Genomic DNA, 26,436 nt, shown 5'->3' with positions numbered 1-26,436 from the left:
ATTCATTTCACCACGAGTTCGACTTAGACGTCTTTAAGTACATCTTCATCCCATTCAGCCACACGGAGTACACCTTCAGTAACGTCTACTACAACAACACGCGCTCCCGCCGCAATAGGGCGATGTTCAAAGCTGGACGCTGTATGAATCGTATTACCGGAAGCAAAACGGATCATGACTTCACCGAAGCCTTTTTCAGGTACTGGAATCGTAATTTCCCCTATTTTCCCTGAAAGCTCTTTCATTGAAAAAGCGATAGAGACCTCACTGTTGCGCATCGGTTTGATGTATGCAAAGAATACCAGCATGGCAGCAGCAATACCTATAAGCAGGGATAATATGAGTCCCGCAATCGCACTCACCGAGCTATAACGTGTCAACATAATTCCAGCTCCGCCAAAGGCCGTAATGGAACCGGCAAGCACGACAGGTTTGAGAAAATCAATGCCTGGCAGTTCAAAGGCCCCATCCAGCAAACCATCAATCAAGTCACCCAGCACAAGGCTGACGATCGCAAAAATGGCTCCTCCGATTAGACACCCCCAATATATTGTCTCCATTCCCCGTTCCTCCTCTCTTCTGCCGCAAATCCAAACTAACTGGGCATTCCTCATGTAAATAAATACGTAGCAAATGGCATAATGTTTCAAAATCTTTCCTCATATGTAACCTAAACCCGATATTGGTTATTCTACATGATATTTCACATAAAAAGACCGCAAATCTCCAAAATGTGGAGATTTGCGGTCTTTATTAATAAATGGATTGCTTGCTTTTGTGTTACAGAGATGCCTTGTAAATGAATACAACATCTTCACGCTGCAGCTTCTTGAAGTTGCCGAATGGGCCAAAGAGCATGGCCTTGTCGGCCATGACATCGATCTGACTGTCGTCAATGTCATAGTCTGCGAGACGACTAGGCGCACCGATGGACGTCCAGAATTTGCGCAGGGCTTCAATTCCTTCTTCCGCAATCTGCTTGTCTGATTTGCCTTCGGGATTAACCTCAAATACATTGATGGCCAGACGTTTGAAACGATCTACATTCACGTCGAGATTGTGCTTCATCCAGTTCGGGAACAGAATAGCCAGTCCGCCGCCATGGGGGATATCGTATACAGCAGATACTGCGTGCTCAATATTGTGGGTTGCCCAGTCACCGGCAAGTCCCATGTTTAGTACACCGTTCAACGCCATCGTTCCGCAGTACAGAATAGTTTCGCGAAGCTCGTAGTTCTCCAGATCTTCCACCAAACGAGGTGCTGCATCCATGACTGTACGCAGAATGGTCTCACAGAAGCCAAGCTGTACCGGCGTATTGTCATCCAGGTGGAAGTAGTGCTCCAATACGTGGGACATCATGTCAACCATGCCATACACCGTCTGATCCAAAGGCACGGTATATGTATTCACCGGATCAAGGATGGAGAACGCAGGAAAGGAATACGCGCTGCCCCAGCCCAGTTTTTCCTGTGTATCCTGGTTGGTAATCACAGAACCGGAGTTCATTTCAGAACCAGTTGCCGCCATAGTCAGCACGGTACCAAGTGGAAGAGCATCCTGAGCAACCGCTTTGCGCTGAGCAAAATCCCACATGTCGCCATCGTATTTCGCACCTACAGCAATTGCTTTGGCACAGTCCAGAACACTACCGCCGCCTACAGCAAGAATCAATTCAATATCATTTGTTTTGCAGAGGTCTACCCCTTTATGAACAGTGGAAAGACGCGGGTTAGGTTCAACGCCCGCCAGTTCCGTTACGTCTGCTCCAATTTCCTTGAGCAATCCGATCACCTGATCGTACAAACCACTGCGCTTAATACTTCCGCCGCCATATACAAGCAATACCCGTTTGCCGTATTTCGGCACTTCCGTTTTCAACGCTTCCAGTTGTCCTTTACCGAAAATCAGCCGGGTAGGGTTATAAAATTGAAAAGATCTCATAATCTATGCCGCCTCCAATGGAGTTAGAATGTTTGTGCAACTCCAATTATAGTACCCCGATTTTATAAAAACAAATCCATAGTCACTCACTTTATAACAAGCCGTTGATTTGAAGGTGGGCACGGAACATGTCACTCGTCGATGGCAGATTCTCCTGATCCACCCAAGTCTCCGAGGACCATAATCCTGCCTGTTTGAATGCTCTCGGGCAATGGATGAAACATTCTTCCACGTCCACAATGACCGCTGCTCCGATCGTTTTGCCAGTCCAGCCCATGCTGTTGATAAAATCCTCATCCTTGGTTATGGAGGCCTTTCCATTAATCCTTAACACTTCATTCATGCCTGGGATCAGGAAGATCATGCCTACGCCAGGGTTGGACAAGATGTTTAACAGGGAGTCAATTCGGCGATTGCCGGGACGTTCCGGGTAGACCAGCCGATATTGATCCAGAACTTTGACAAATCCTGCTCCGTCCCCCCTAGGAGATGCGTCACTTTTACCTTCATCATCGGAAGTGGATAGGAAAAATAATGGTGACATGGATAGAAAGTGTTGAACATGGGAGTCCACAAACGATATCGCCTTGTTTCTCACGTGCTCATGCGGCTCACCCACCATGGTTTGCAGTTCATCTGCATCGGTGATCAGCGGTATGTTTAGTGGCTGCTTTTCCATTAATTATCCCCATTTCCCTAGATTCATGTTATTTTATCATCCTGTGATAACCTTTCTCACATTATACAATGAACACCCAACTTCTGCCATGATCCTATATTCAATGTGCATGGTTAAAAGTGGCGCTAAATGGCGGCAATTACTTTCGAATCATTGAAGTTATTGATGTATCATTATCTTTTTCTGACTGCACCCAAAAAAGGATAGGTGAGCAAATTATATGCTGCTCATCTATCCCTTTTAAATTTATTCTCCATTACCTGACAATGCTGCTTGCCTACTGCTACTCTGTATATCCCATGCTTTCCACAAATCGACGGAAAGCCTGACGTCCTGCTTCATCGTATTTGTATACCCCTGCATGTTCCAGAATCTCGGCAAATTTCAGGCCTACTTCCTGCTGAACCAGAGCGACGGCTTGTTCCTTATTCAAGTTAGAACCAAAACGTTCTCTCAATTCTTCTGTCCAACGCAGATGCTGATTCAACGCATGATCCGAAGCCTGAGCAGATTCAGCAAGTTGGGTGTCCCCGGCAAGAATATCAGCAATTCCATCCAGTTCTTCTTTCAACCGGCCTGGGAGAATCGCAAGCCCCATAACTTCAATAAGACCAATGTTCTCTTTTTTCAGATGGTGCATTTCGCGATGTGGGTGGAATATGCCTTCCGGATGTTCATCATTCGTGCGATTGTTGCGCAGAACCAGATCCATCTCATATCCACCGTCCGCACTGCGACGAACAATAGGTGTTACCGTATTATGAGGTACTTGCTCTCCATTCACATCACTGAAGGCTTCAATCTCCACGGAAGGATCACTGTATACTTTCCAAGCTTCATACACAGCGTTGCCCGCTTCAAGCAGTTCCGCCGGATCATGTGAAGCGAGACGCAGAACCGACATCGGCCATTTCACCAGACTAAGTGTAAGCCCAGGCGCCTTGGCATGACGGAATACCGCTTCAGGTTTGGCATTTTGGATCGCGAACGTATGACGTCCACCTTGGAAATGGTCATGTGTCAGGATCGAACCTCCCACGATCGGAAGATCCGCATTCGAGCCGATAAAATAATGCGGATACTCACCTACGAAGGCAAGCAGCCGGCGCAGGGTATCTTTCGTTAGCTTCATTGGCACATGATCATGGTGAAAAATGATGCAATGCTCGTTGTAGTACACATACGGCGAATATTGGAAGAACCATGGTTCACCGTTTAATTCCAGCGGAATGACACGCAGGTTTTGACGGGCCGGGTGGTTCACCCGGCCAGCGTAGCCCACATTTTCACGACACAGCTGACATTTCGGATACACCGGCGGCGGAAGCAGTTTAGCCATGGCGATTTCCTTCGGACTCTTCTCCGGCTTGGACAGGTTAATCGTAATTTCCATATCGCCATACGGCGTTTCCTGTGTCCAGTACACGTTCTTCGAGATCCGGTCCATGCGGATATAGTTGGAGTGAATCGACAGCTCATAGAACTGGGAAGTGGCTGCTTCGATACCTTCAGTTTGCTCCGTATGGCGGAAGGCGCGCACCACCTCGGACGGACGGGCCATCAATTGACCCATGATTTTCGCATCCAGCAAATCGCGGTACGTATCGGTATTTTCCGGAATGAGTCCAATTTCAAAACCATAGTCAATTAACGTATCCAGCAAAGACTGGGGGCCATCCAGCACTGTCTCGTTCAATGTTCCGGCATAAGGCTCGGAAAATCCGAACTGTTCCAGCAGAAGGTTGCGGCTGTAATCCCGATCCGCTTCTTCAATCAGCTTGTTCTGTAAGGCAAATGCAACCAGACGTTCAATGGCATGCAGTGCTTCCTGCTGCTCCGGTGTCCGGTCTGTGTTGTCTGCAGCATTATGGGTCTGTGACATATGGATGTTCGCCTCCTAGTTTTTTCCGTAGCCGTTAGGATGGGATTGGTGCCAGCTCCAGGCACTTTGAATGACATCTTCCAGGTTAGTCCATTTCGGATTCCATCCCAGTACCGATCTTGCTTTGGCAGACGATGCGACCAGTACGGCCGGATCACCTGCACGACGCGGCTCCTGTACAACCGGGATATCGAGTCCGGTCACTTTTTTCGCTGTTTCGATGACCTGTTTGACCGAGAAACCTTGACCGTTCCCCAGGTTAAACACGTTGCTGCTCTCCCCTTTGCGGAGATAATCGACAGCGCGCAGATGCGCATCAGCCAAGTCACTGACGTGGATATAATCGCGGACACAGGTTCCATCTTCTGTCGCGTAGTCATCGCCAAACACGGCAATGTGCTCGCGTTGTTTCAATGCGGTCTGCAGAACGAGCGGGATTAGATGGCTCTCCGGCTGATGGTCTTCACCAATTTTGCCGCTTTCATGTGCTCCAGCTGCATTGAAGTAACGCAGGGACACGTATTTAATCTCCTGTACTTTATCGAACCAGGACATCATGCGCTCCATCATCAGCTTGGTCTCGCCATAGACGTTTGTAGGCTCGGTGCGGTCACTCTCTTCGATCGGCACTTTCTCAGGCTCGCCATATGTGGCAGCCGTAGAGGAGAATACGATGCGGCGTACATTGGCTGCGTTCATCGCTTCCAGCAGGCACAATGTGCCGAACACGTTATTGTCGTAATATTTAACCGGATCCTTCATGCTCTCGCCGACCAGCGAGTTGGCTGCAAAGTGAATGACAGCATCAATGGAATTCTCAGCAAACAGCTTTGCCAAAAGCTCCTTGTCACGCAGATCTCCTTCATACAGCTTGCCACCCAGCAATGCCTCCCGATGTCCTGTCTGCAAATTGTCCAGTACAACAACTTCCTCGCCACGCTCCAGCAAAGCTGCTACCGTGTGCGAACCAATATACCCTGCTCCACCTGTCACCAAAATTGCCATCTTACTTCGCCTCCTTCAATTCTTTGACGCCGTCGCCCACTCCGCACACATAGAAGTCTCCCTTGAGACCTGTACGTGCTTCGTACGCCGCACCCACTTCGCTAACAAAACGCTCTACATCATCCTCATGTACCAGGGATACTGTGCATCCACCAAATCCGGCACCTGTCATACGTGCACCCAGTGTGCCTGGAATGCGCTGTGCTTCCTCAACCATCACGTCCAATTCCTCGCAGCTTACTTCATACAGATAGCGAAGCGATTCATGGGACGCATTCATCAGCTTGCCGAAGGTTTCCAGATCGTTATCACGCAGCGCTTCCACTGATGCGAGTACACGTGCATTCTCTTCCACAACGTGCTCGGCACGCTGTCTTACCTTCTCATCCTTGATGTGATCCTGCAGCGTTACAAATTGCTCTGGTGTCAGTTGCGCCAGATAGTTGAGTGCAGGCAGCTGTTCCTTCAAGATGGCAAGTGCCTGCTCGCACTGGGAGCGTCGTTCGTTATAAGCCGAGTCCACCAGACCACGCCGTTTGTTCGTATTGCCGATGACCAGCTTGTATGAGCCGGTACGGAAAGGCACCTTTTCATATTCAAGGGTGTCACACATCAACAGGATGGCATGATCCTCTGCTCCGTTAGCCACAGCGAACTGATCCATAATTCCGCAGTTGACGCCGACGAACTCGTTCTCCGCCTTTTGGGACAGAAGCGAAAGCTGTACCGTATCGATATCAGACACACCTTCCATCGACTGTATGGCGTATCCTGTGAGTACCTCCAGCGAAGCGGAAGAGGATAGTCCGGCACCATTCGGAATTTCACCGTGGTACAGGAAGTCGTATCCTTTCGTTACTTTCACGCCTTTGCCTTGCAGTTCAACCATGACACCAACTGGATAATCTGTCCACTCCCCTGTTTTCTCCTTGCCGATGGAGGATGTGTCGAGCACGCCTTCATAGGACATATTGGTGGAAGCGAGCTGCAGCTTGTCGTCTTTGCGTTCCCGAATACCAAGTGTCGTACCGAATTCAAGTGCGGCCGGAAGCACGTAGCCACCATTGTAGTCGATATGTTCGCCGATTAGATTCACACGTCCAGGAGCATGGAATACACGGATATCCGCTTCACTCTCTCCGTACTTCTCAATAAACTTTTGTTTCAATTCATGTATGTTCATTGCTGCTGCACCTCATCTCATTGTTGTTGTTTTCTTAAGGTTATTATACAAGAAAGCGGTGCCTCTTGAAATGCAGCCATGTGTGATTCATATGGATAAATGTGACCTTACAACATATAATGGGAATAACATCACCGAAAGAAGGAACGCCCCATGACCGATCCACACAAGGAACATTCAGCAGAACATCTGATCAAAAACACACAGGAATCCTCCGGGAAAAGTGGAGCAAAAACATACTCGGTTGCCTCCAATCCTGTCTATTATGAAAAGGGAGCGTTGCATGTCCTCTTTGCAGGCGCCAGCCAGACCCTTCCCGGTCATGCCCTTGGACCAAAACTGTACGATTACTATTTGCTTCATTATGTAGAAAAGGGAGCCGGCACATTCCGCACCGAACTTCATACCTACGAATTATCCGCAGGGGATTGTTTCCTCATTCATCCCGGACAGCTTGTAAGCTACCAATCGGATGCCCGCCGCCCCTGGCAGTATCGTTGGATGGCCTATACGGGCAGTCAGGCCGGGAAGCATACGGAGGAAGCGGGATTCCGCCCGGAGAAATCCGTTTTTCATGCCGGTCCATCCTGCGGAATTGCAGATTGGCTGTCCGTCATGCAGAATGCATTTGCCGAGCGAAAAGAAAGCTCTCATTTCACATCACTGGGTACGTTATATATGATTCTAGCCGAAGCACAAAATCACCTTTCTCAGGGACAAACCCTGATCCCCGGTGAGTCTTCAATCCGAAGGACCGTCAAACAGATGATTCAATATATGTCTACCCAATATGCTTATCCCGTCTCCATTGAACAGATGTCAGCCAGTCTCGGATATAACCGCGCTTACCTGTCCCGGATTTTCAAACAGGAAACCGGACTTTCTCCGGTAACGTATCTGCTCAAGCTTCGGATCGACAAATCGCGTCAACTGCTGCGTGAGCGTCCGGATTTGTCTATTGAGCAAGTATCCGCCTCGGTAGGCCTGCCTGATGCACTTTATTTCTCCAAACAATTCAAGCGATTCCATGGAGAGGCGCCGAGTCTGTATCGCGAAAATATCCTCTCCAGGCCCCAAACTCCAAAGACGAGCATGACACAACCAAACCAGAGATGACTCCCTTAGACCTGGGTAAGATCACCTCCCCCCGGTTATCCAGGTGTACATAGAAAAAGAAGATGCACTCGCCATCATGGCTGAGATGCACCTTCTTTTTTCATTCATTTTAGTATGTTGAGTCCATATGCTTATTTGTCATGATGTTCGGGACGAAGAATGGACTCGATTCGCTCCAGTTCTTCCGAGGAGAAGTCCAGTTGACTGAGCGCAGCCACATTCTCCTCGATCTGCGATGTCCGGCTTGCGCCAATCAAGGCAGACGTTACCCTGCCGCTCCGCAGAACCCAGGCCAGCGCAAACTGGGCCAGACTCTGTCCACGTGCTGCCGCAATCTGATTGAGAGCACGTACTTTGCGCAGTGTCTCTGGCGAGATATTGTTCTCGTTCAAGAAGACGGAAGGCCCCTTTGCACGAGAATCCTCTGGAATACCGTTCAGATACTTGTTGGTCAGCAGCCCCTGTGCCAGAGGACAGAACGCAATGCTGCCTGCACCGTACTCATCGAGCACATCCTGCAGCCCATCTTCAATCCAGCGATCCAGCATTGAGTATTTCGGCTGGTGGATCAATAGAGGTGTACCCAAACCTTTCAGAATTTCAGCAGCCTGTTTCGTCTGTTCTGCAGGGTAGTTGGAGATGCCTACATACAACGCTTTACCCGAACGAACAATATGGTCCAGAGCCATCATCGTTTCTTCCAGCGGTGTTTCCGGATCATAACGATGCGAGTAGAAAATATCGACATAGTCCAGCCCCATGCGCTTCAGACTCTGATTCAGACTGGACACCAGATTTTTGCGGGAACCCCATTCGCCATACGGTCCGGGCCACATATAATAACCCGCCTTGGTGGATATCACCAGCTCATCCCGATAAGGCTTCAGATCCTGTGCCAGCACCTGACCAAACAGCTGCTCTGCAGAACCTGCGGGCGGACCATAATTGTTGGCGAGATCGAAATGCGTAATGCCCAGATCAAAGGAGCGGGTGATCATGTTTCGACCATTCTCCGCATTATTGATGCCGCCAAAGTTATGCCAAAGTCCAAGTGAAATTGCCGGAAGTTTCAGTCCAGAACGTCCAACACGGTTATATTTCATTGTTTCATAGCGTGTATCACTGGCTACGTAGACCATCATGAATCCCTTCTTTCCCCAGGTTCCGCTTCCTGCGCCCAGTTAGAGTGCGGGAGAATGCGGTTATTCAGACAAACGTTCTAACCAAGAAGCTGGTCCACCTTATTCATTACCTCACCGATCGGTTCGGTAATCAGCAAATCTGCCTGCCGGTCATAAGCCGTTGGCGTGGCATTCAGCAATACGGTATGTTTTCCGCGAAAATAAGTAATTAACTGTGCAGCAGGATGTACGGTGAGCGATGTGCCGCCGACCAGCAGCAAATCAGCAGAAGAGATGGCATCGACGGACTGGTATAAGGTGTTCTGGTCTAGTTCCTCTTCATACAGCACAACGTCAGGCTTGATTACTCCCTCACAACCTGCACACCGGGGAACCCCCTCCTTCGAGTGAATGATGTCATCCAAGGAGTAAAAACGGCCGCAATCCATGCAGGCATTTCGATGAACGGAACCATGCAATTCCAGCACATTCATGCTCCCTGCTTTTTGATGCAATCCGTCGATATTCTGGGTGATGACTGCCTTAAGGCGGCCTTCCTGCTCCAATCGTGCAAGGAGTCTGTGGCAACCATTAGGTACCGCATCGGGATGAAGCATTTTACCGCGATAGAAATCATAAAAAATATCGGGATGCTGATCAAAAAAATGACGACTCAGCAGTTCCTCCGGTGGATAAGGTGAATGCTGTTCCGTCTGATATAGGCCAGCGGCAGAGCGGAAGTCGGGAATCCCGCTTTCCGTCGACGTTCCTGCCCCTCCGAAAAAAACAATGTTTGAACTTTCCTGAATCCAGGAAACCAGTTGTTCTGCCCCGTTCATCCTCTCTCCTCCTTTAGCGGAATGATCCCGTTCAGCCACCATTCGGATTCACCCTTATTTCGAGATAATCCCCAATAATGACATCTGCATCTTGCAAAAAGGCTGCTTGCTCGCCTTGAGGACAAAAACCAATGACATGGGCGGCCCCTGCGTTCCGTCCCATCTGCATGTCTCCGTTGCTATCCCCTATGACTATGGCCTGGTGAGGAAGAATATGTAGTTCACCACATGCCAGCATGACGGACTCGCCATCCGGCTTCCCCAAAGTAACGCGGTCACAGCCGACGATGGATGTAAAAAAGGAGCACAGTCCCATCCATTCCAAATGTTCTAGTGCAGCCGAGGTGGTGTCCGAGGTTACCACAGCCATCGGGATCGAAGCAGCTTGGCAGCTCTGCAAAAAGGTAACCAAGCCCGGCATGGGCTGGGCCTGACGCCTTAACCGGATTTCCTGTATGGCAGTGCTGGACAGCTTGCGTATCGTAGTAATTGCGTCATTCCATGGCATACCAGCCGCATACAACTGCCCGGCCAGGAGCCCGGTACTCTCATCTACAGTAGCGATTGCCAGCGGACCCTGCCTGTCATAACCGACAATGCGTCCTTCGCTGTCATGAATCGTACCGAGAACCTTTTCTCTTTCCACCGTAAACCCGGCTCCAAGGTCGGCTAACACTGTTTCCAGTTGATTCAGCAAGGATTGCGCCCATGGTCCCCATAATTGTAAAAACTCAAGCAGCGTCCCGTCCTTATCGAACAAAATGCCCTGACAGGGAATCTGTAAATCTTTTATTTGAAGTATGGCCATAACCGAGCCGTCCCTCCTGGCAGCAACATCTATTTGATACCTTCAAGCCATCCCGAGATTGTATTTACCGTTTGAGACAGCTGCTCTTCACCTGTAATTCCTGGTTCTCCGTCACCACTCTGATGTCCGTAATCTCCGAATTGCGAGTGGTTTCCTCCTTCGATCGTGTAATACACGGTGTCTTCTGGCAGATAAGCACGGCCATTCTGATACTTGGTCGCGTTGACGACTTCATCATTGGTGCCCAAAATGGAGAGAGCCGGAATTCCAAGTGACTTCACACTGCCCTTTTGATCCGGATAGGATGCCAGGAAAAAGATGCCTTGGAGTGCGTCCGGATGGGATGCGGCATAACGTGCGGCCATGGATCCGCCCAATGAGTGTCCACCCATGACAAATGGTTCGTCTGGATACGCATTGCGAATATCATCCGCCAAATTTTGTTTCAGTACTGCCAGATTGACCGGCATTTTGGCAATAATGGTATGATGTCCGGCTTCCGCCAGCTCGTGGGCAAGAGGAGCATAGCTTTCCGGTTTCACCAAACCACCCGGATAGAAAATTACACTAATCCCTTCAGGTTTGTTTGGTACAAAATCAATCCAGCTCTCCTGTTCGCTCACCGTAACCTGATCCGCTGTTTCCATGGCCGTTTGGGCCGCTTCCTGCGGTCCATAGGGAGTGAACAGCTTCCAGGCAACAAACCCGCAGCCAATGACAATGAGCGCCAGAAGAACGAGCAGAAATTTCCCGATGCCCCTCTTCTTGCGCCCTGTATTATACCGGTTTCTCAACTTCAATCACCTTTCTTCACTTACCGCAGGTGCTGCGGCTCGCGTGGAATGAGAGCCCAATTGACCCGCTCATTCCACGCCATGCTTTTATTCAGCCTTGGCCTTGCGGTAAGCATCCATATATTGTTCCGCCTTGCGGCGAACATGACTTAAATCCCCTGTTTTCATGGCTTCGTTGGTCAGGTCTGAGCCGATTCCCACGGCTACTGCTCCTCCCTTGATCCAGTCGCCCAGATTGGACAAGGATACCCCGCCGGTTGGCATAAAATTGGCCTGCGGCATAGGCCCTTTCATCGTTTTGATAATGGATGGATCATACAGATTGCCTGGGAACAATTTCACAATATCCACGCCGAGTTCCAACGCACGTTGAACATCAGCAATGGTCATTACGCCAGGCAGGATCGGAATCCGATAGAGATTGCAAATCTTAACGGTATCCGGATTCAAGGAAGGCCCAACGACAAACTCGGCACCTGACATGATTGCAGCTCTTGCTGTCTGGGGCTCAAGTACTGTTCCTGCTCCTATAATGGCAAACTTCTCAGGATCCTGTGTGTTCCAGTGGTAGACACGGCTCAGTTTCTCAATGGCTTTGAGCGCACTGGGAACGGTCATGGTGATCTCAATCACTTTGATCCCGCCAGCAATGGCTTGTTCAGCCATGGCAATGACCTGGTCAGCAGAGTCGGCCCGAAGTACGGCAACAACCCCGTTCTCCGTAATTTTTTGCAGCAGCTGAAGCTTCTTCATTTCATTCTCTCCCTTGTCAATGTGGTTGTTATTACAAGCCTTACATTTGAAGAACGAAGATGAGACTTATATGATTTCAGCAGCGACTAGCGCTCAACATGGGCTACGTTGTTCAGTTTGGCCTCGACTTGCTCCCACGTCGGGAGTGCCTCCCAATCGCCCACAGCCTGTATTACCATGGAACCGGTCAAATTACCGAGCCGGGTAGCTTCCTGCGGTGAATAGCCCTTAAGGAGCCCTGACAGGAAGCCTGCACAGAATCCATCTCCTGCCCCGACCGTATCCAGCACATGATCCGCCTTGAAGTACGGAACTTCCGTTAGGGTACCATTCACCAATACATAGGTCAAATCAGGACCGCCCTTCACGATCGAGATTGTACCCAGTGCGGATAAACGCTCGAATATTTTTTGATCATCCTGTTCGTCATATAGAAGCTTCAATTCATCCAGACCCGGCAAAAAGTAGTCAGCCTGCTCCGCCAGACGGAGTAAAACCGGGCGTGCCTCCTCTGCGGACCAGAGCTTGAGACGCAGATTCGGATCAAAACTTACTTTTACACCAGCCTGCTTGGCGATATGTATAGCGGCTTCCACTGTAGATAAACCCGAAGGGCTGATCGCTGCAGTTATGCCTGTAACGTGCAAAATTTGAGCTCCTGCAATATAGTCCGGATCCAGATCATCGGGCGTCATGGCACTTGCAGCGGATAGCTTCCTATAATAGTGTACCGAGGACTTCCCGGAAGCGTTCTCACGAATCATCAAACCAGTTGGCTCGGTGTCACTCAGCCGTGCCCGGGATACGTCTACACCTTCGCCACGAATCGCTTTTAGAATCATGGTGCCGATGGGATCCTGACCCAAGCGACCAAACCAGCCGCTTGTATGACCCAGTCGGGACACACCGATGGCCAGATTGCTCTCTGCACCGCCAAATGACTTGTCCAATGAAGCCGCGTATTCTAAACCCCTTGTATCCTTTGCTGTCAGCAAACCCATACTTTCACCGAATGTAACAACTTCAGGACTCTGGCGGGTATTCGTTGACATCGTTCCTCGCCTCCTTATATTTACATTTCCTCATCTTCTTTCCCCATTGTCATCCTCTATGCAACCGTTGTCAATCCCGAGCGTTCATTTTGTTGTCACAGCTCCAAGAAAGGATAGCGCTTTCTATTGTGAATTATATCACAATGACTGATCCATATCCGTATTACCCTTATTACAGATACAGAGGACCTTAGTTAGTGAGGTCAACAGGAGGGTTACAACATGAACAACCGGACTGGAATCCGTGATGACCAGGAATCATTTTTTTACAACTTGCGCTTTATGCTTATCGTCTGCGTACTCGTTGGCAACGCCCTTGAACCGCTGATTACACGCTTTGCGGGAGCTGAGGCTCTGTTCCTGTGGATATATACGTTTCATATGCCGCTATTCGTATGGGTTACCGGGTACTTTGCCAGACATTCCCCGCAGGGAGAACCCGGACGCAGAGTACTTAAACAAATTGCGCTGCAGTACGTTCTTTTCCAAACCCTATATGCTCTAATGGATTTCACGGTGTTTCACACCCCTCATATGAAGCTGTCCTTTTTTGCGCCTTATTTGTTGCTTTGGTTTCTGGCCAGCCATTTTTGCTGGAGACTTCTGCTTAGGCTTACTATATCATGGAAGCCGGTGCATCGGCTGATTGCCTCCATTGTGCTGGGAATTATCGCCGGCTATTTGCCCGTGGACGGATTCTGGCTGAGCTTTAGCCGAACATTTGTATTCCTTCCTTTCTTTATGATCGGTTACGACTACGGAGCAACTATTCGGTCTTATTTGAGATCAGGCTGGGGCCGTAACGCCGCAGCAGCATTATCGGCTGGCCTTTTGATATGGATTGGATTGGGTGGACTTGAGATGTCCACAGGCTGGTTGATGGGCAGCATGACTTACGCTGAACTCGGCCACCATGAATGGTATGCCGGCATATATCGCCTCGGGATCTATGCGCTTGAAATAGTGTCAGGTGCACTTTTTCTCGCCTGGGTGCCTTCACTCACATCCAAACTGACCGATCTGGGACGACGTACGCTTTATGTTTTTCTTCTGCACGGATTTCTTGTTCGTCTTACGATCTGGTCGGGGGTCTACAATCATATAGAAAGCGGATTATACATTCCGGTGATTGTCGTCATTGCCGTAATGTTCGCTGTATTATTGGCCCATCCGGCCATACGCCATGCCTTTCGGCCACTAATCGAACCGGATACCTCACGGTTTACTCTTCATCGCCGGGAATTATTTAAACGCTCCGTGTGATCGTTTAGATGTAGATTATGCATTGCTTTCCATGGCAACCGGCTTGTTTCAGGCCGGAAATAACGTGGTAAGTAGGGATACGCGCTACAAAAAACAACTTATCCCGTAAGGAGTGATTTGTAATGGCACGTTCGCAAGCAACTGGACAGAAGATGAGTCGTGAGGAAGCAGGCCGCTTGGGTGGCAGAGCTACCTCCAAAAATCATGACCGCAGCTTTTATCAAATGATAGGCAGAAAAGGTGGAGAAGCCACCTCGGATGCTCATGATTCCGATTTTTACAAAGAAATTGGCCGCAAGGGCGGCGAAGCCACCTCCGGAACGCATACCAAAGAATTCTATCGCGAGATTGGACGCAAAGGCGGAAGTAACTAGCCTTGTTAAACGTATTTTCTCCGATTCATAACGAAACGTGAAATTACTGTTGAGGAAGCCGAAGCCATTTAAATGGAAGTCGGCTTCTTTCTATTGAATTGTAGAAATATGACGGCGATTGTGATAGACTCTATAGAAAAACCGGGTTATTCACGGGTTTAAAGCAGCAAAGAGTTTCACAAACTACGGAAGCTCGAAGCCGGCCAAGTCGGTCTATTTTTTTAGAGTACGGATGAAATTAAACGACAGATGCACTGCCATTTTATTTCCATTCATGTTGCTCGAATACATTTTATATTTGGGGGGAAATACACCATGTCAGCCAAGAAGATGCGTTCCGATATGATCAAAAAAGGTTTTGACCGTGCACCGCACCGCAGTCTGCTCCGCGCAGCAGGCGTTAAAGAAGAGGACTTTGGCAAACCGTTTATTGCCGTATGTAACTCATACATCGATATCGTGCCAGGTCATGTGCACCTGCAGGAATTCGGTAAAATTGTAAAGGATGCAATTCGTGAAGCCGGTGGCGTTCCGTTCGAATTCAACACAATCGGCGTAGACGATGGAATTGCCATGGGACATATCGGTATGCGTTACTCGCTGCCAAGCCGTGATATCATTGCCGATTCTGTTGAAACGGTTGTATCCGCGCACTGGTTCGACGGCATGGTATGTATCCCGAACTGTGACAAAATTACACCAGGCATGATGATGGGTGCACTCCGCTGCAATATCCCTACCGTGTTTGTTAGCGGTGGACCGATGAAAGCCGGTCGTGACAGCAACGGTAAAGCCCTATCCCTGACATCCGTATTTGAAGGTGTTGGTGCATTCCAGGCAGGTAAAATCGACGATAAGAGCTTGCTTGAGCTCGAACAGTTCGGTTGCCCAACTTGCGGCTCCTGCTCCGGTATGTTCACAGCAAACTCCATGAACTGCCTGGCTGAAGCAATGGGACTGGCTATGCCAGGTAACGGTACCATTCTGGCAGTAGCTCCAGAGCGTCGTGAGTTTGTTAAACAATCTGCGAAACAATTGATGGAACTGATCAAAATGGATCTGAAACCACGCGACATCGTTACGGTAGAAGCCATCGACAACGCATTTGCACTCGATATGGCCATGGGTGGTTCAACCAACACCGTACTGCACACGTTGGCTCTGGCTCACGAAGCAGGCATCGATTATCCAATCGAACGCATCAATGAAGTTGCCAACCGCGTGCCTCACCTGGCGAAACTTGCACCTGCTTCCGACCTTCACATCGAAGACGTTCACAATGCGGGCGGAGTAAGCGCAGTTCTGAACGAATTGCTGAAGAAACCAGGCGCAATTCACGCTGACTGTATCACTGTAACAGGCAAAACCATCCGTGAAAACGTTGAGGGCAAGGAAATTCAGGATACCAACGTTATTCACAAGCTGGATAACCCGCATTCGGAAAAAGGCGGACTTGCTGTATTGTTCGGTAACCTTGCACCACAAGGCTCGATCATCAAGGTTGGTGCTGTCGATGCTTCAGTTGGCGGTTACCACAAAGGGCCTGCCATCTGCTTCGATTCACAGGAAGAAGCTTTGGAAGGCATCGCGAACGGCAAAGTAAAAGAAGGACATGTTGTCGTTATCCGTTATGAAGGACCAAAAGGCGGTCCAGGTATGCCTGAGATGCTTGCCCCAACTTCCCAGATCGTGGGTATGGGTCTTGGTGCCAAAGTCGGTCTGATCACCGATGGACGTTTCTCCGGCGCATCCCGTGGTATCAGTATCGGCCATATCTCTCCGGAAGCAGCCGAAGGTGGTCCAATTGCCTTTGTTGAAGAAGGTGATATCATCGAACTTGATCTGAACAATCGGATCATCGAGCTGCATATCAGTGACGAAGAGTTTGAACGTCGCCGTGCGAATTGGAAAGGTTTCGAACCGAAAGTAAAAACAGGTTACCTGGCTCGTTATTCCAAACTCGTTACCAACGCAAGTAACGGTGGCGTGCTGAGCATTTAATTTCATTCGTTTTTCCGATAGATTTTTGCTTATCGGAGGCAACATAAAAGGGTTGCTCCTCTGCCAGTATTGGCAAGGGAGCAACCCTTTATCGTTTTCCATGGGTCCAAGTATATCCAATAAGAATATCAATCAGTTCTATTTCCATTTAGCCCGTTGGTGTGTTCTTCAATTCGGGGCCGGACAGCACATCCGTCTCGGCATCAATCCTGTCCGACTGAATCTGTTCCGTTGTTGCAGCTACAAGTGCATGCTGACCATAGCGCTCCATTAATGTATCGAGCGGCATGGCAATCATTTTGGGAACCAGTTGCTCGGATCGCTGTTTCAGACGTTTTGTTCCTGAAGGATGGATCACGCTTAGCAGCAGTTCGAGATACACCTTGGAAGCCGAACTGAAAGGTCCGGGTGGAAGTTCCTTCACGGTGAATCCGAATTTCTCCGGTCCCCTATTGATCATGCTCACGCCATAGACCGCTTTGGCAGAACGCAGTTCTGGTTCCATTGCAATCTGCCGCGCCAAATCGGGAAGCTGCTGTTCCATGGCCCGGATCATTCGAATAGCCAGATGCATGCTGGAACGCGAGGTCATCCCGAGCTCAAATAATTTTTTGTTATCAAAATGAAGTTCAATCACCGGGTCGCCGTTCCGGATGACTTGCCCCTCGTTCATTTCAACCAATGCACCGTGATATACTCGGGACCGGTAATGAAGCATGGGGTCTTCCGGTGAAGCGGTTCGCAAATGGTATACCCAATGGAACAACTTCTCCCAGCCAAGCCACAAAGCAACCACGCCCCGTTTCCCTGGTGACAGCTGTGTCTGAGGTTGACTTGATTTCTGAGATTCGCTCAATGTAATGCCTCCTCCCATCAAGGTATCGATGCGTACACTTTGTAATCCCTGCCGCTCGGCCTCCTGCAAAACCACTTCCAATGCCTGAAGCATCTGCTCGGGTGCATGTGCGTCAGCTCCCAGCGTTGTCCCCCGGTCATGCAGCAGCATGACTTCTCCGCCTCTTAGCTCTTTCAACATGCGTTCTGTCAATTTTTCAGCCCCAACACGGCTTCTCCAGTCTTCAAACATGGAAGACCACAGGACAATCTGACGATCCTTTTTGCTGAAAAAATCGAACAGATTCATAATCCCCCAAGGTGGACGATAATAACAGGTTCTTACCCCTGTCACTTCCTCTATAATCTGTCCGGTTCGCTGAATCTGATTTTTAACCGTACGCGGTCGCATTAACCAATTGGTTTTGTGAATATAATTATGAATTCCAATGAGATGCCCGTGCTCATGGATATGCTGGATGAGTTCCGGGTGACTGGCTGCATGCTCCCCGACCACAAAAAAAGTCGCCTTGGCATCGTATTGCTTCAGCAATTTCAGTAACCTTGGCGTGTATATCGGATCAGGACCGTCATCGAATGTTAATGCAAACTGTGTATCACTTCTTCCACGTCTGAACACGCGCAACCCAAAAAGTCTGCTGATCAAACTTGGAATAAAGGCGTAAAAAGATGAAATGTACAATGCCCATAGAAATAGGCTCTGAAGTAAATTTGTCATGCTCTGATTCCCCGCTTCTCTTGCTGAATGACTGCTCCCATCCATGTACTATGGAAAATAAATCGCCTTTAATTTTATCATAATTTTAACTTTTCTTGAATCCTGTTTTCCAAAAAACAAGTCAATCGTGTACAATAAATGGATGAATGACGGACGAAGGAGCCCTGCCCATGCTACCGCTTTATAAAAAATATGGACGTACTGTTTTTGACATCGCTTTACTTGTGTTAACTGTATATTTTATCATGTATGGTTTTAGCCGATTATATCAATTGGCTGCGCCCGTTTTTCTTTCATTTATCGTGTACTGGATGATCGAACCACTTGCCCGCTTTTTGAATCGCCGGGGATTGCCCAAAACCTTGGGAGCCGCGATATCGGTTTTACTTTTTCTCGCACTGATTGTTGCTGCTTTTTTCGGCGTGGGTTTGATTATCGTTTCTCAAATCTCCAATCTCCAGGATAACTTCCCTCGTTATGTGCAGCTGCTCCAAAGCGAGTTTACCAGTCTCGTATACTTTCTTCAGGACAAGTGGAACGCACTTCCTCCAGGAATTATTGAGAAGGTAAACGATTATTTTACAACACTGACCGGTTTTCTGTCCACGTGGGTGACCAGTGGTGCACAACTCATCATCGGATTTCTGAGTTCTTTATCATCATTTATCACGAACTTCGGGATTGCGATCATTCTTGCCTTCTTTCTCAGTATCGAGATTGAATCCTGGCGCAAGTTTGCACGTGCAAAAACACCAAAAACATTGAAGCTGGCTCTGGCTTTTATGCGAAACCATGTCTTCAAAACCATTCGTTCGTATCTGAAGGCACAGATGATCATGATGCTGATTACCTTTGTATTGATCTATGTTGGATTGCTCATTCTTGGAACCAACAATGCCTTCACGATCGCTGCCATTTGCGCGGTATTTGACTTGGTACCTCTGCTGGGGGTTCCCGTCATTTTTATCCCATGGATTGTCTACCTGTTCATCGTAGGCAACAGCAGCTTGGCCATCGGCCTGATCGTTGTGCTTGTGATTACGATGCTGACCCGCCAGTTGCTTGAACCGAAAATATCGGGCAACTCGATTGGAGTATCTTCTGCATACCTGATGCTATCCTTTATGCTGATCTCACTCTCCATATTCGGCATTGCCGGAGTTGTACTATCCCCAGTGCTGCTGATTCTGCTAAAAGAATTGTTGCAGCAGGGGTACCTTCAGCGATGGATCCACCTGCCCAAAGATGAATTTGACTCTTCTCCATTGGTGATGGATCCGCCTGCAGGCAGCGCAAGTGACGCCAATGCGGAGGCTCCTGTTGACGCTCCAATCCAGTCTAACCGTCACGAGGATTCTGCCAAATAATCCATCACGCTGCGAAAGATATCCGTAGCCTGATGGTGCCCACCGGGTGCTACGTTCTTCACCAGAACAGCCACCGCATAACGGGGCTGCTCTACTGGCCCATACCCGACAAACCATTGATGATTAAGATTCCGTCCTTTCTGCTGCACTTGAGCAGTACCCGACTTCCCTGCGACATGCCAGTGTGCCTGTTGCAGGGTTTTTCCGGTTCCATCCGTAACCACCGTACGCATCCATCTCAGCAGTTGATGAGCGGTTGTGGGGGAGATCTGACCGGCTTGTGAAGGTGAATGATGCGAGGGCATTTCCAGCATGACATCACCATCGGCGTACCGGATCTGCTGGACAAGCCGCGGCGCATGAACCCTGCCGTCATGAAGCAGACTAACCATCAGATTCGCAGCCTGCAGCGGAGTAACCCGGGTGTCTCGCTGACCAATGGCGGTCTGTACCCGTGCCCCTTCATCCTGCTGGGAGACGGCTGCTGTACGTACCCTCCCTGCATCCTCGTGATCAAATTGACGCAGTACTGACATTCCGGCTATATTTTTTCCCTCCCAGCCAACTGGCCGTGCCAGCCCCAGCGCATCTGCCGTTCGTTCCAGCTGCTCCATACTGAGGCGACGAGCCGTTTCGGCAAATACAATATTGCAGGACTCAGCGAATCCTTGTTCCAGCTTCAGAACACCATGTCCATGCTCTTTCCAGCAGGATAATCCGTACCTCCCCCATTCTCCACCACAATGAAAGGTTTCCTTGGTAGACACAGCCTGAGATTCCAATGCCGCCGCCGCCGTAACGATTTTAAAAATGGAACCGGGTACAGCGCTCTGCACAGCACGGTTCGCCCATGAGGAATCTCCCGGATTCACATGCTGCGGATTGTAGAACGGTACGGAGACCATTGCGCGTACATCCGCATTTGCTGTATCGAGCACAACGATCGCCCCTTCTTTTATGCCCGATACCTCCACAATCCGCTCCACCCCCTGCTGTATGTCTGCATCAATTGTAGTCTCCACTTTTAAGGGATAATGACGATTCATTGGGGCAATTACCCTTGGTTCTATTTCCGGAATAATCTCACCTGAGCCTGTAACCATACGTGTCAGCAGGGTTGGACCCATTCCCAACAATATTGGATCTAGCGTTCGTTCCAGCCCGGCAGCTCCCGACTTCAGAGCAAATGTTTGTTTTACTTCATCTGTATGATGGTCACGTCCGTTGAGAACTCCAGGTTGTTCAGCCAAATAGCCCAGCCATTGCATGCCTGTACGATTCTGGCCATAACGTGACATCATGGGATATACTCCCGCACCCTCCCCCACAATCTCACGAAGGCTCGCTGCTTGTGATTCATCCAGTACAATCGGTTGATGCTTGCCTGCCGTCCAGAAATGGGGAGCATATCCCTGTTCCCATTCTTTAATTAGCCGTGCTGTATCCGTATGTAATATGGCTGCCATCTGTTTCAATCTGTAGTTTGCCGTATTTGTTTCAGGTCGTAAGTCCTTTTGTTTAGGATGCGGAAAAAGCACAAGTCCCCACTGCAGGTTACCCGTTAATGATCTTCCCTTTCGATCTGTGAACTGTCCCCGGCCGGGATCAAGCATAACCCCGCGTTCACGCTGCAAAACAGACATCTCGCGGACTGTTCGCTGAGATCCTGGCATCATTCGATTCACCTGAACCATCTGAATCCAACCGAGGCGGAGGATTAACACTGCAAAAATGACGGTCAGGAAGACACATCCAACATAAATTCTTCTTTTCAGTTGTACATGCATACTTCCTGATCCCGCCCTTTCTCTTTTTTCACATAGTATGTTTCATTGCATTTGGAATTATCCGGCAAACAGCAATAAACCTGTTCCATGAACGGAACAGGTTTATTGAAGATATCCATGAGATTCTACATTGGTTTAAACTGTAAAGCGGGACAACGTATTTTTAAGTTCAGTGGATACATTCTCCAGCTTGTCAGACAGGTTCACCAACTGGTTGCTAATATTTTGCTGCTCACTGCTCAAAGACGCCACTTCCTCCGATGTCGCGGACGATTCCTCAGCTACTGCGCTAACATTACTCATCGCCTCAGACAACGTTCCTTGAGACTTGTTCAGATCTCCGATGGACTCCGTGACCATGTCCAGTTTCTCTACAAATGCACCCATCTGCTGCTGTACCGAAGCAAAAATCACATTGGTATCTTTTACTGCATCCATCTGTTCCCGGAATAACGGGTTGACATTGGACAAGGCGGTGACAGTCTCGTTCATCTCAAGCATAATTTTATCGGTAATGTCACCTACCATGTCGATGGACTGTCTGGACTGCTCAGCCAGTTGTCGAACCTCACCAGCAACGACCATGAATCCGCGTCCTGCTGCACCGGCACGTGCCGCTTCAATGGTGGCGTTCAGTGACAAAATATTGGTCTGCTTCGTAATGTTCTGAAGCACATCAAGGACTTTCAGAACGGAAGATGTACTCTCTTTCAGAGAGTCTACCTTGTTCACCAGTGCACCAATCATTTCTTCCGTCTTCTGTGTCTTCGTCATTAATTGATTCAAGTGCTGTGTTCCTGTTTCACTGGCTCTTTCCACATGTCGGGCAGATTGTCCCATTTGCTCGTTTGCGGCAACCACACTCTCCATCTGACGGGAGATGTTGTCGGTCAACTCATTACCGCGCTCGGCTTCCGATGCCAGGCTGCTTGCCCCACCTGCAATCTCTTCAGTGGCTACTGCAATCTCAGATGCTGAAACCGCTGTTTTCTTGGACGCATTGCTAAGCTCTGAGGCTGTATCCAGCACCTCCTGCGCGGAACGATTCGTTTGCTCAACCAGCTTCGTAATCTGTTCCATCATCAGATTGAAGGCAGCAGATAACTGGCCAATTTCATCTTTGGAGGTAAATGGTGTACGCACCTTCAGGTTCCCTTTCGCACCCTCCTGCATCAGGTCTTTCAATCTTCCCAGCGGACGGGCAATCATGCGGACCATCCATACACCAATCAGTACTGCAATCGCTGCATCAATCAATGCCATCCATAATGTCAGCGTCAAAATGCCTTTGGCATCCTGAACCAACATGGAAGTAGGTACCATTCCAATTAGTTTCCAATCCGATGATTCCATCGTACTGTAAACTACAAGCATATCCGTAGATTTCCCATCAACCGTATATTCTGCATTGGTACTGCCCGTTTGCTCCGTCAAATCTCCGTAAAAGGCAAGCTCCGTCTCCTTCCCTGTACGGTCAGGAATCGTTGAGGCTACTACTTTTTTGTCCGGGGCAATGAGCTGAAGCACAGCTCCCTCTCCCAGATTAAGCGATTTCAACTGTTCCTCCAAAACTTCGAGTTTCAATTCAATGACCAGGACATAGGACTGATTTGTCCCTTGCAGATTTTTCATAGACCGAGCGATTCGGAATGTTGGAGCACTTCCATCTTCTTTGGTTTCTGTAGGAAGCCAGCGATATCCGCCAGACTTTACTAACTCGTCATACCAAGCCTCGCTTCGAATATTACCCATGGAAGAGCTGCTGCTACCCGTTCCCATCGTGGACTTGGTTTCGTCCGTTGGTACCAGATAAATCGCTTCCATAGATTTATTTGTAAATGCTACATTGGATAGCTGTTTATTGATGGAGCTTGAATTGATAAACGTATCATATGCCGTCAAATTCGCATTAGACATGTTTTGCAACAAGGATTGCATTTCCGGATCAAAGAAGATCTGGGTAGACGTATCCACAAATCGTTCCAGAATGATATCCATTTTTTCTTTGGTTTGATCAATCGTTTCCTGATTTGCCCGGGAGGCATTTTCCTCAATTGTGTTTTTGGCTTTCGAGTAGGATAATAGACCCAAACTAATCACAAAAATCATAATGCCCGCAAAAAAGATTAAAAACAGTTTAACCCCTACCGATTTGACCGGATTTGCCTTCCGGACCTGAGTTAACGTTGTTCCCCCCATCTTATTCCACTGAATCTTTTTCCAATCCAGCTTAAACGGTTTCTTGTTCGATGGTTTTTCTGTCTTACCTTTCAGGAAGCTTAATTTCTTAAACTTTTGATCTTTCGGCTTCTTTTCCTTCACTGGTTTTTTCACCTTTTCCCCACTGTCCTTCTGCTTCTTTTGAACCAATCCCATTCACCTGCCAGTTTGCTAGTTATATTTTTCTTTCTCTCCCCTATAAACATGTAATATTCGACAGTTTTCCCCTTTCCCCTTTCGTTTTCCAAAAATATTTTGCAACTTTTTTCCTATTTTCCTATAAAAAAAAGCCCCCCGTATACCGATATACGGAGGACTATATTTTTGATTTATAACACAATCTTGTTAATGGATAACATAATCTTGTTATAAGGTAGGTCATTCAGCCTATTTCTTTTTCCTCATCATATCAAAGTAGGATACAGGCTGATCCACCTTCATTCTGATTAATTGTAATGGGTGGCGTGCTGCATCGAGCACATTGCCTTCTTCATCCTGAATTTCACCTACAACTTGCTTGAAAAAGGTTCCGTTCGGACCGAAAAATTCGATCTCCTGTCCAGGTTTGAAATGATTCCGCTGCTGGATTGTCGCCATTCCTGTGGCCGCATCATAATCCATAACCAATCCTGCGAAATCATAAGGTACTGCTTTTTCTTCGGGCTCATAAATATGATCCTCATGATCCGGTGTATCATAGAAAAAGCCCGTGTTTAATGGACGGTTGGCAGCCTTATTCATTTCTTCAACCCATTCCGGCTTCAATACATAGTTTTCCGGATCAGCCATGTAAGCATCTATCGCTTGACGATATACGTTTACGACAGTAGCCACATAGTGGATCGACTTCATGCGTCCTTCTATTTTGAAACTATCCACACCCACATCAATCAACTCGGGAATATGGCCAATCATGCACAGATCCTTCGATCCCATGGAAAACGAATTGTCCTGCTCCTCGAACAGGGGCAGCTGATTTTCTCCCAGTTTGAAAGGCGCAGGAGCTTTCATCTGCATCTCTTCTTCACTGACCCACACCGTATCTTCTCTGGCATCTTCAAACAAATCATATTTCCAGCGGCATGATTGGCAGCAGCCACCCCGATTGGAATCCCGATCCGTAAAATGATTGGAGAGTACACAGCGCCCGGAATAAGAGGAACACATCGCGCCATGGATGAAGGCTTCAATTTCGATATCCACGTTAGCCTTGATCTCTTCAATCTCCTCAAAGCTGGTCTCACGCCCCAGAACCACACGTGGGAGTCCTTCGTCTTTCCAGAACTTCACGGCTTGCCAGTTCAGCGTTGATTGTTGAGTACTAAGGTGCACCTCAAGACCAGGAACAGCACGCTGGGCCACTTCAATAATCGCCGGATCAGCTACGATTACAGCTGAGATACCCGCATTGTACAGATTTTGCAAATACGCTTCAATGCCCTCGATATCTTCATTGTGTGCATAGATGTTCGTAGCCACAAATACTTTGGCACCGTATTTATTGGCAAATTCCACACCTTCACGCATTTCTTCAAAGCTGAAGTTATCCGCGTTGGAACGGAGTCCATATGCCTGTCCACCAATATACACGGCATCTGCGCCATAATGGATCGCAAACTTGAGTTTTTCCAGATTTCCCGCCGGAGCAAGCAGCTCCGGTTTGTCCAGACGGTTACGTTTACCCGAAAATTTCCGCTGTACCGCCACTGTTTCCATTTCGTTCACCTCGTCTATTAATACACCTGTTCTTTGTAGAAAAAGCCAAATGACAGCTCCCGTTCAGGATCCTGCAATTGGCGGACCTCATCCAGCCACTCATCCGAGAAAGCATATGCATCGGCATCAGCTACATAGCTGTCAATCGCTTTCCGGTATGCCCGTACAACAGCTTCATTATAAACCAGGGGTTTGAGAATGCCTTCTATTTTAAAACTATGCACGCCTGCCTCCATCATCAAATGGAGATCCTCCAGAATGCATATATCCTCTGAACTCATAATGTGTGTACCGTTAATATCTTCATAGATCGGAAATTTCTCATCCCGACGCTCAGCCTCAATCAGGAATAACCCGCGCTCTTTACCGAGATTCCCTTCTACCGGACGGCCCTGATGCGCCATATAACTTTGGACCAGACTGCGCTTGGAATGATAAATATTCGTCATCCCATGAACCTGAACCTGAGCTTCCACCTTCAGAAAAGGGACCATCTCCGTCAGTTCATCCATATTCAACTCCCGAGCAAGCACGACACGACTGGCACCCTTGTTTCCCCAGTAGTTGGCTGTCGCGTAGTTCGTCGAAGTCATCTCCGCGTTCCAGTGCAGTTGAATATGTGGGGCGTATTCCTTGATCGCAGCCAGTACGGACGGATCATTAAATTCCACCGCATGGACGCCAATTTTGCCTAGAGCCTGGACATATTCAGGGAGTTCCTTCAAGAGCTCGTTGGACATCAGGTTATTCATCGATACATAGACACGCGCCTGATGTTTGGCAGCAATGGCTACCACCTCTGCTGTCTCTTCCACAGTGAAACTTCCGGGTAAACGCATGCCGAAGCGATCATCCCCAATTAACAAAGCATCTGCTCCGGCCTGGAGCAGCACTTCTGCTTCATTTACATTTACTGCCGTAACGAGCAGTTCATGCTTCTTACTCATATACATCCCCTC

General features: G+C 48.5%; 21 protein-coding genes and 1 pseudogene. 5 read left to right on the top strand and 17 right to left on the bottom strand.

Annotation, left to right across the window (positions count from 1 at the left end; genetic code table 11):
• Positions 1-23: 23 nt before the first annotated feature.
• From AAIH57_RS15570 to AAIH57_RS15545, 6 genes are all read right to left on the bottom strand, one after another.
• Entirely contained in the window at positions 24-560 is a 537-nt protein-coding gene (locus AAIH57_RS15570; RefSeq protein WP_175397209.1) for a protease, read from the bottom strand.
• 220 nt (positions 561-780) lie between these two features.
• Positions 781-1,944, bottom strand: a complete 1,164-nt coding sequence (locus AAIH57_RS15565) for an iron-containing alcohol dehydrogenase (RefSeq protein ID WP_430022239.1) — start codon at positions 1,942-1,944, stop codon at positions 781-783.
• A 91-nt stretch (positions 1,945-2,035) separates the two neighbouring features.
• Positions 2,036-2,623, bottom strand: coding sequence for an MSMEG_1061 family FMN-dependent PPOX-type flavoprotein (locus tag AAIH57_RS15560; protein ID WP_175397207.1), 588 nt, complete (start codon positions 2,621-2,623; stop codon positions 2,036-2,038).
• Between the two features lie 283 nt (positions 2,624-2,906).
• Positions 2,907-4,505 (bottom strand): UDP-glucose--hexose-1-phosphate uridylyltransferase, encoded by a 1,599-nt coding sequence (locus AAIH57_RS15555; RefSeq protein ID WP_430022237.1) that lies wholly within the window; start codon positions 4,503-4,505, stop codon positions 2,907-2,909.
• 15 nt (positions 4,506-4,520) lie between these two features.
• Complete coding sequence (gene galE / locus AAIH57_RS15550) at positions 4,521-5,510, bottom strand: UDP-glucose 4-epimerase GalE (protein ID WP_175397205.1); 990 nt, start codon at positions 5,508-5,510, stop codon at positions 4,521-4,523.
• A gap of 1 nt (position 5,511) precedes the next feature.
• Positions 5,512-6,693 (bottom strand): galactokinase, encoded by a 1,182-nt coding sequence (locus tag AAIH57_RS15545; protein WP_175397204.1) that lies wholly within the window; start codon positions 6,691-6,693, stop codon positions 5,512-5,514.
• A gap of 153 nt (positions 6,694-6,846) precedes the next feature.
• Between AAIH57_RS15545 and AAIH57_RS15540 the strand changes: the two genes are divergently transcribed.
• Complete coding sequence (locus tag AAIH57_RS15540; RefSeq protein ID WP_246310982.1) at positions 6,847-7,809, top strand: AraC family transcriptional regulator; 963 nt, start codon at positions 6,847-6,849, stop codon at positions 7,807-7,809.
• 131 nt (positions 7,810-7,940) lie between these two features.
• Here the strand turns inward: AAIH57_RS15540 and mgrA are convergent, their stop codons facing one another.
• The 6 genes from mgrA to AAIH57_RS15510 form a co-directional block, all read right to left on the bottom strand.
• Positions 7,941-8,948 (bottom strand): L-glyceraldehyde 3-phosphate reductase, encoded by a 1,008-nt coding sequence (gene mgrA, locus AAIH57_RS15535; RefSeq protein ID WP_175397589.1) that lies wholly within the window; start codon positions 8,946-8,948, stop codon positions 7,941-7,943.
• A gap of 80 nt (positions 8,949-9,028) precedes the next feature.
• The gene (locus AAIH57_RS15530) at positions 9,029-9,769 is read right to left on the bottom strand and encodes an NAD-dependent protein deacylase (protein WP_175397203.1); all 741 of its coding nucleotides are present in this window, start codon (positions 9,767-9,769) and stop codon (positions 9,029-9,031) included.
• A gap of 31 nt (positions 9,770-9,800) precedes the next feature.
• Positions 9,801-10,577 carry an HAD family hydrolase gene (locus AAIH57_RS15525; RefSeq protein WP_430022234.1) on the bottom strand — a complete coding sequence of 259 codons (777 nt, stop codon included), beginning with the start codon at positions 10,575-10,577 and terminating at the stop codon, positions 9,801-9,803.
• A gap of 29 nt (positions 10,578-10,606) precedes the next feature.
• Positions 10,607-11,371, bottom strand: a complete 765-nt coding sequence (locus AAIH57_RS15520; RefSeq protein WP_430022232.1) for an alpha/beta fold hydrolase — start codon at positions 11,369-11,371, stop codon at positions 10,607-10,609.
• Between the two features lie 87 nt (positions 11,372-11,458).
• Positions 11,459-12,124, bottom strand: a complete 666-nt coding sequence (locus AAIH57_RS15515) for a bifunctional 2-keto-4-hydroxyglutarate aldolase/2-keto-3-deoxy-6-phosphogluconate aldolase (RefSeq protein WP_430022230.1) — start codon at positions 12,122-12,124, stop codon at positions 11,459-11,461.
• An 86-nt stretch (positions 12,125-12,210) separates the two neighbouring features.
• The gene (locus tag AAIH57_RS15510) at positions 12,211-13,176 is read right to left on the bottom strand and encodes a sugar kinase (RefSeq protein ID WP_430022228.1); all 966 of its coding nucleotides are present in this window, start codon (positions 13,174-13,176) and stop codon (positions 12,211-12,213) included.
• A gap of 222 nt (positions 13,177-13,398) precedes the next feature.
• On the opposite strand from AAIH57_RS15510, the gene AAIH57_RS15505 reads away from it, so the two are divergent.
• The 3 genes and pseudogenes from AAIH57_RS15505 to ilvD all read left to right on the top strand — a co-directional run bounded on the left by AAIH57_RS15505 (position 13,399) and on the right by ilvD (position 16,814).
• Complete coding sequence (locus AAIH57_RS15505) at positions 13,399-14,439, top strand: acyltransferase family protein (protein ID WP_430022226.1); 1,041 nt, start codon at positions 13,399-13,401, stop codon at positions 14,437-14,439.
• 122 nt (positions 14,440-14,561) lie between these two features.
• Positions 14,562-14,804, top strand: a pseudogene (locus tag AAIH57_RS15500) (KGG domain-containing protein); the annotation flags it as partial.
• Between the two features lie 324 nt (positions 14,805-15,128).
• The gene (ilvD, locus tag AAIH57_RS15495) at positions 15,129-16,814 is read left to right on the top strand and encodes a dihydroxy-acid dehydratase (RefSeq protein WP_175397197.1); all 1,686 of its coding nucleotides are present in this window, start codon (positions 15,129-15,131) and stop codon (positions 16,812-16,814) included.
• A 148-nt stretch (positions 16,815-16,962) separates the two neighbouring features.
• Here the strand turns inward: ilvD and AAIH57_RS15490 are convergent, their stop codons facing one another.
• Complete coding sequence (locus AAIH57_RS15490; RefSeq protein ID WP_430022224.1) at positions 16,963-18,387, bottom strand: polysaccharide deacetylase family protein; 1,425 nt, start codon at positions 18,385-18,387, stop codon at positions 16,963-16,965.
• A 170-nt stretch (positions 18,388-18,557) separates the two neighbouring features.
• Between AAIH57_RS15490 and AAIH57_RS15485 the strand changes: the two genes are divergently transcribed.
• Positions 18,558-19,754 carry an AI-2E family transporter gene (locus AAIH57_RS15485; RefSeq protein WP_430022222.1) on the top strand — a complete coding sequence of 399 codons (1,197 nt, stop codon included), beginning with the start codon at positions 18,558-18,560 and terminating at the stop codon, positions 19,752-19,754.
• Here AAIH57_RS15485 and AAIH57_RS15480 read toward each other — a convergent pair.
• From AAIH57_RS15480 to AAIH57_RS15465, 4 genes are all read right to left on the bottom strand, one after another.
• Positions 19,733-21,541, bottom strand: a complete 1,809-nt coding sequence (locus AAIH57_RS15480; protein ID WP_430022220.1) for a peptidoglycan D,D-transpeptidase FtsI family protein — start codon at positions 21,539-21,541, stop codon at positions 19,733-19,735. The genes AAIH57_RS15485 and AAIH57_RS15480 overlap by 22 nt on opposite strands.
• Before the next feature lie 135 nt (positions 21,542-21,676).
• On the bottom strand, positions 21,677-23,917 hold the full coding sequence (locus tag AAIH57_RS15475) for a methyl-accepting chemotaxis protein (RefSeq protein WP_430022218.1): 2,241 nt from the start codon (positions 23,915-23,917) through the stop codon (positions 21,677-21,679).
• 231 nt (positions 23,918-24,148) lie between these two features.
• Positions 24,149-25,477 carry a peptidase U32 family protein gene (locus tag AAIH57_RS15470; protein WP_430022216.1) on the bottom strand — a complete coding sequence of 443 codons (1,329 nt, stop codon included), beginning with the start codon at positions 25,475-25,477 and terminating at the stop codon, positions 24,149-24,151.
• 17 nt (positions 25,478-25,494) lie between these two features.
• Complete coding sequence (locus tag AAIH57_RS15465) at positions 25,495-26,424, bottom strand: peptidase U32 family protein (protein WP_430022214.1); 930 nt, start codon at positions 26,422-26,424, stop codon at positions 25,495-25,497.
• Positions 26,425-26,436: the final 12 nt, after the last annotated feature.

Source organism: Paenibacillus sp. MABNR03 (genome assembly GCF_050455445.1).
In the GTDB taxonomy this organism is placed as follows: domain Bacteria; phylum Bacillota; class Bacilli; order Paenibacillales; family Paenibacillaceae; genus Paenibacillus; species Paenibacillus xylanilyticus.
This window is presented reverse-complemented; position numbering and strand designations above follow the sequence as displayed.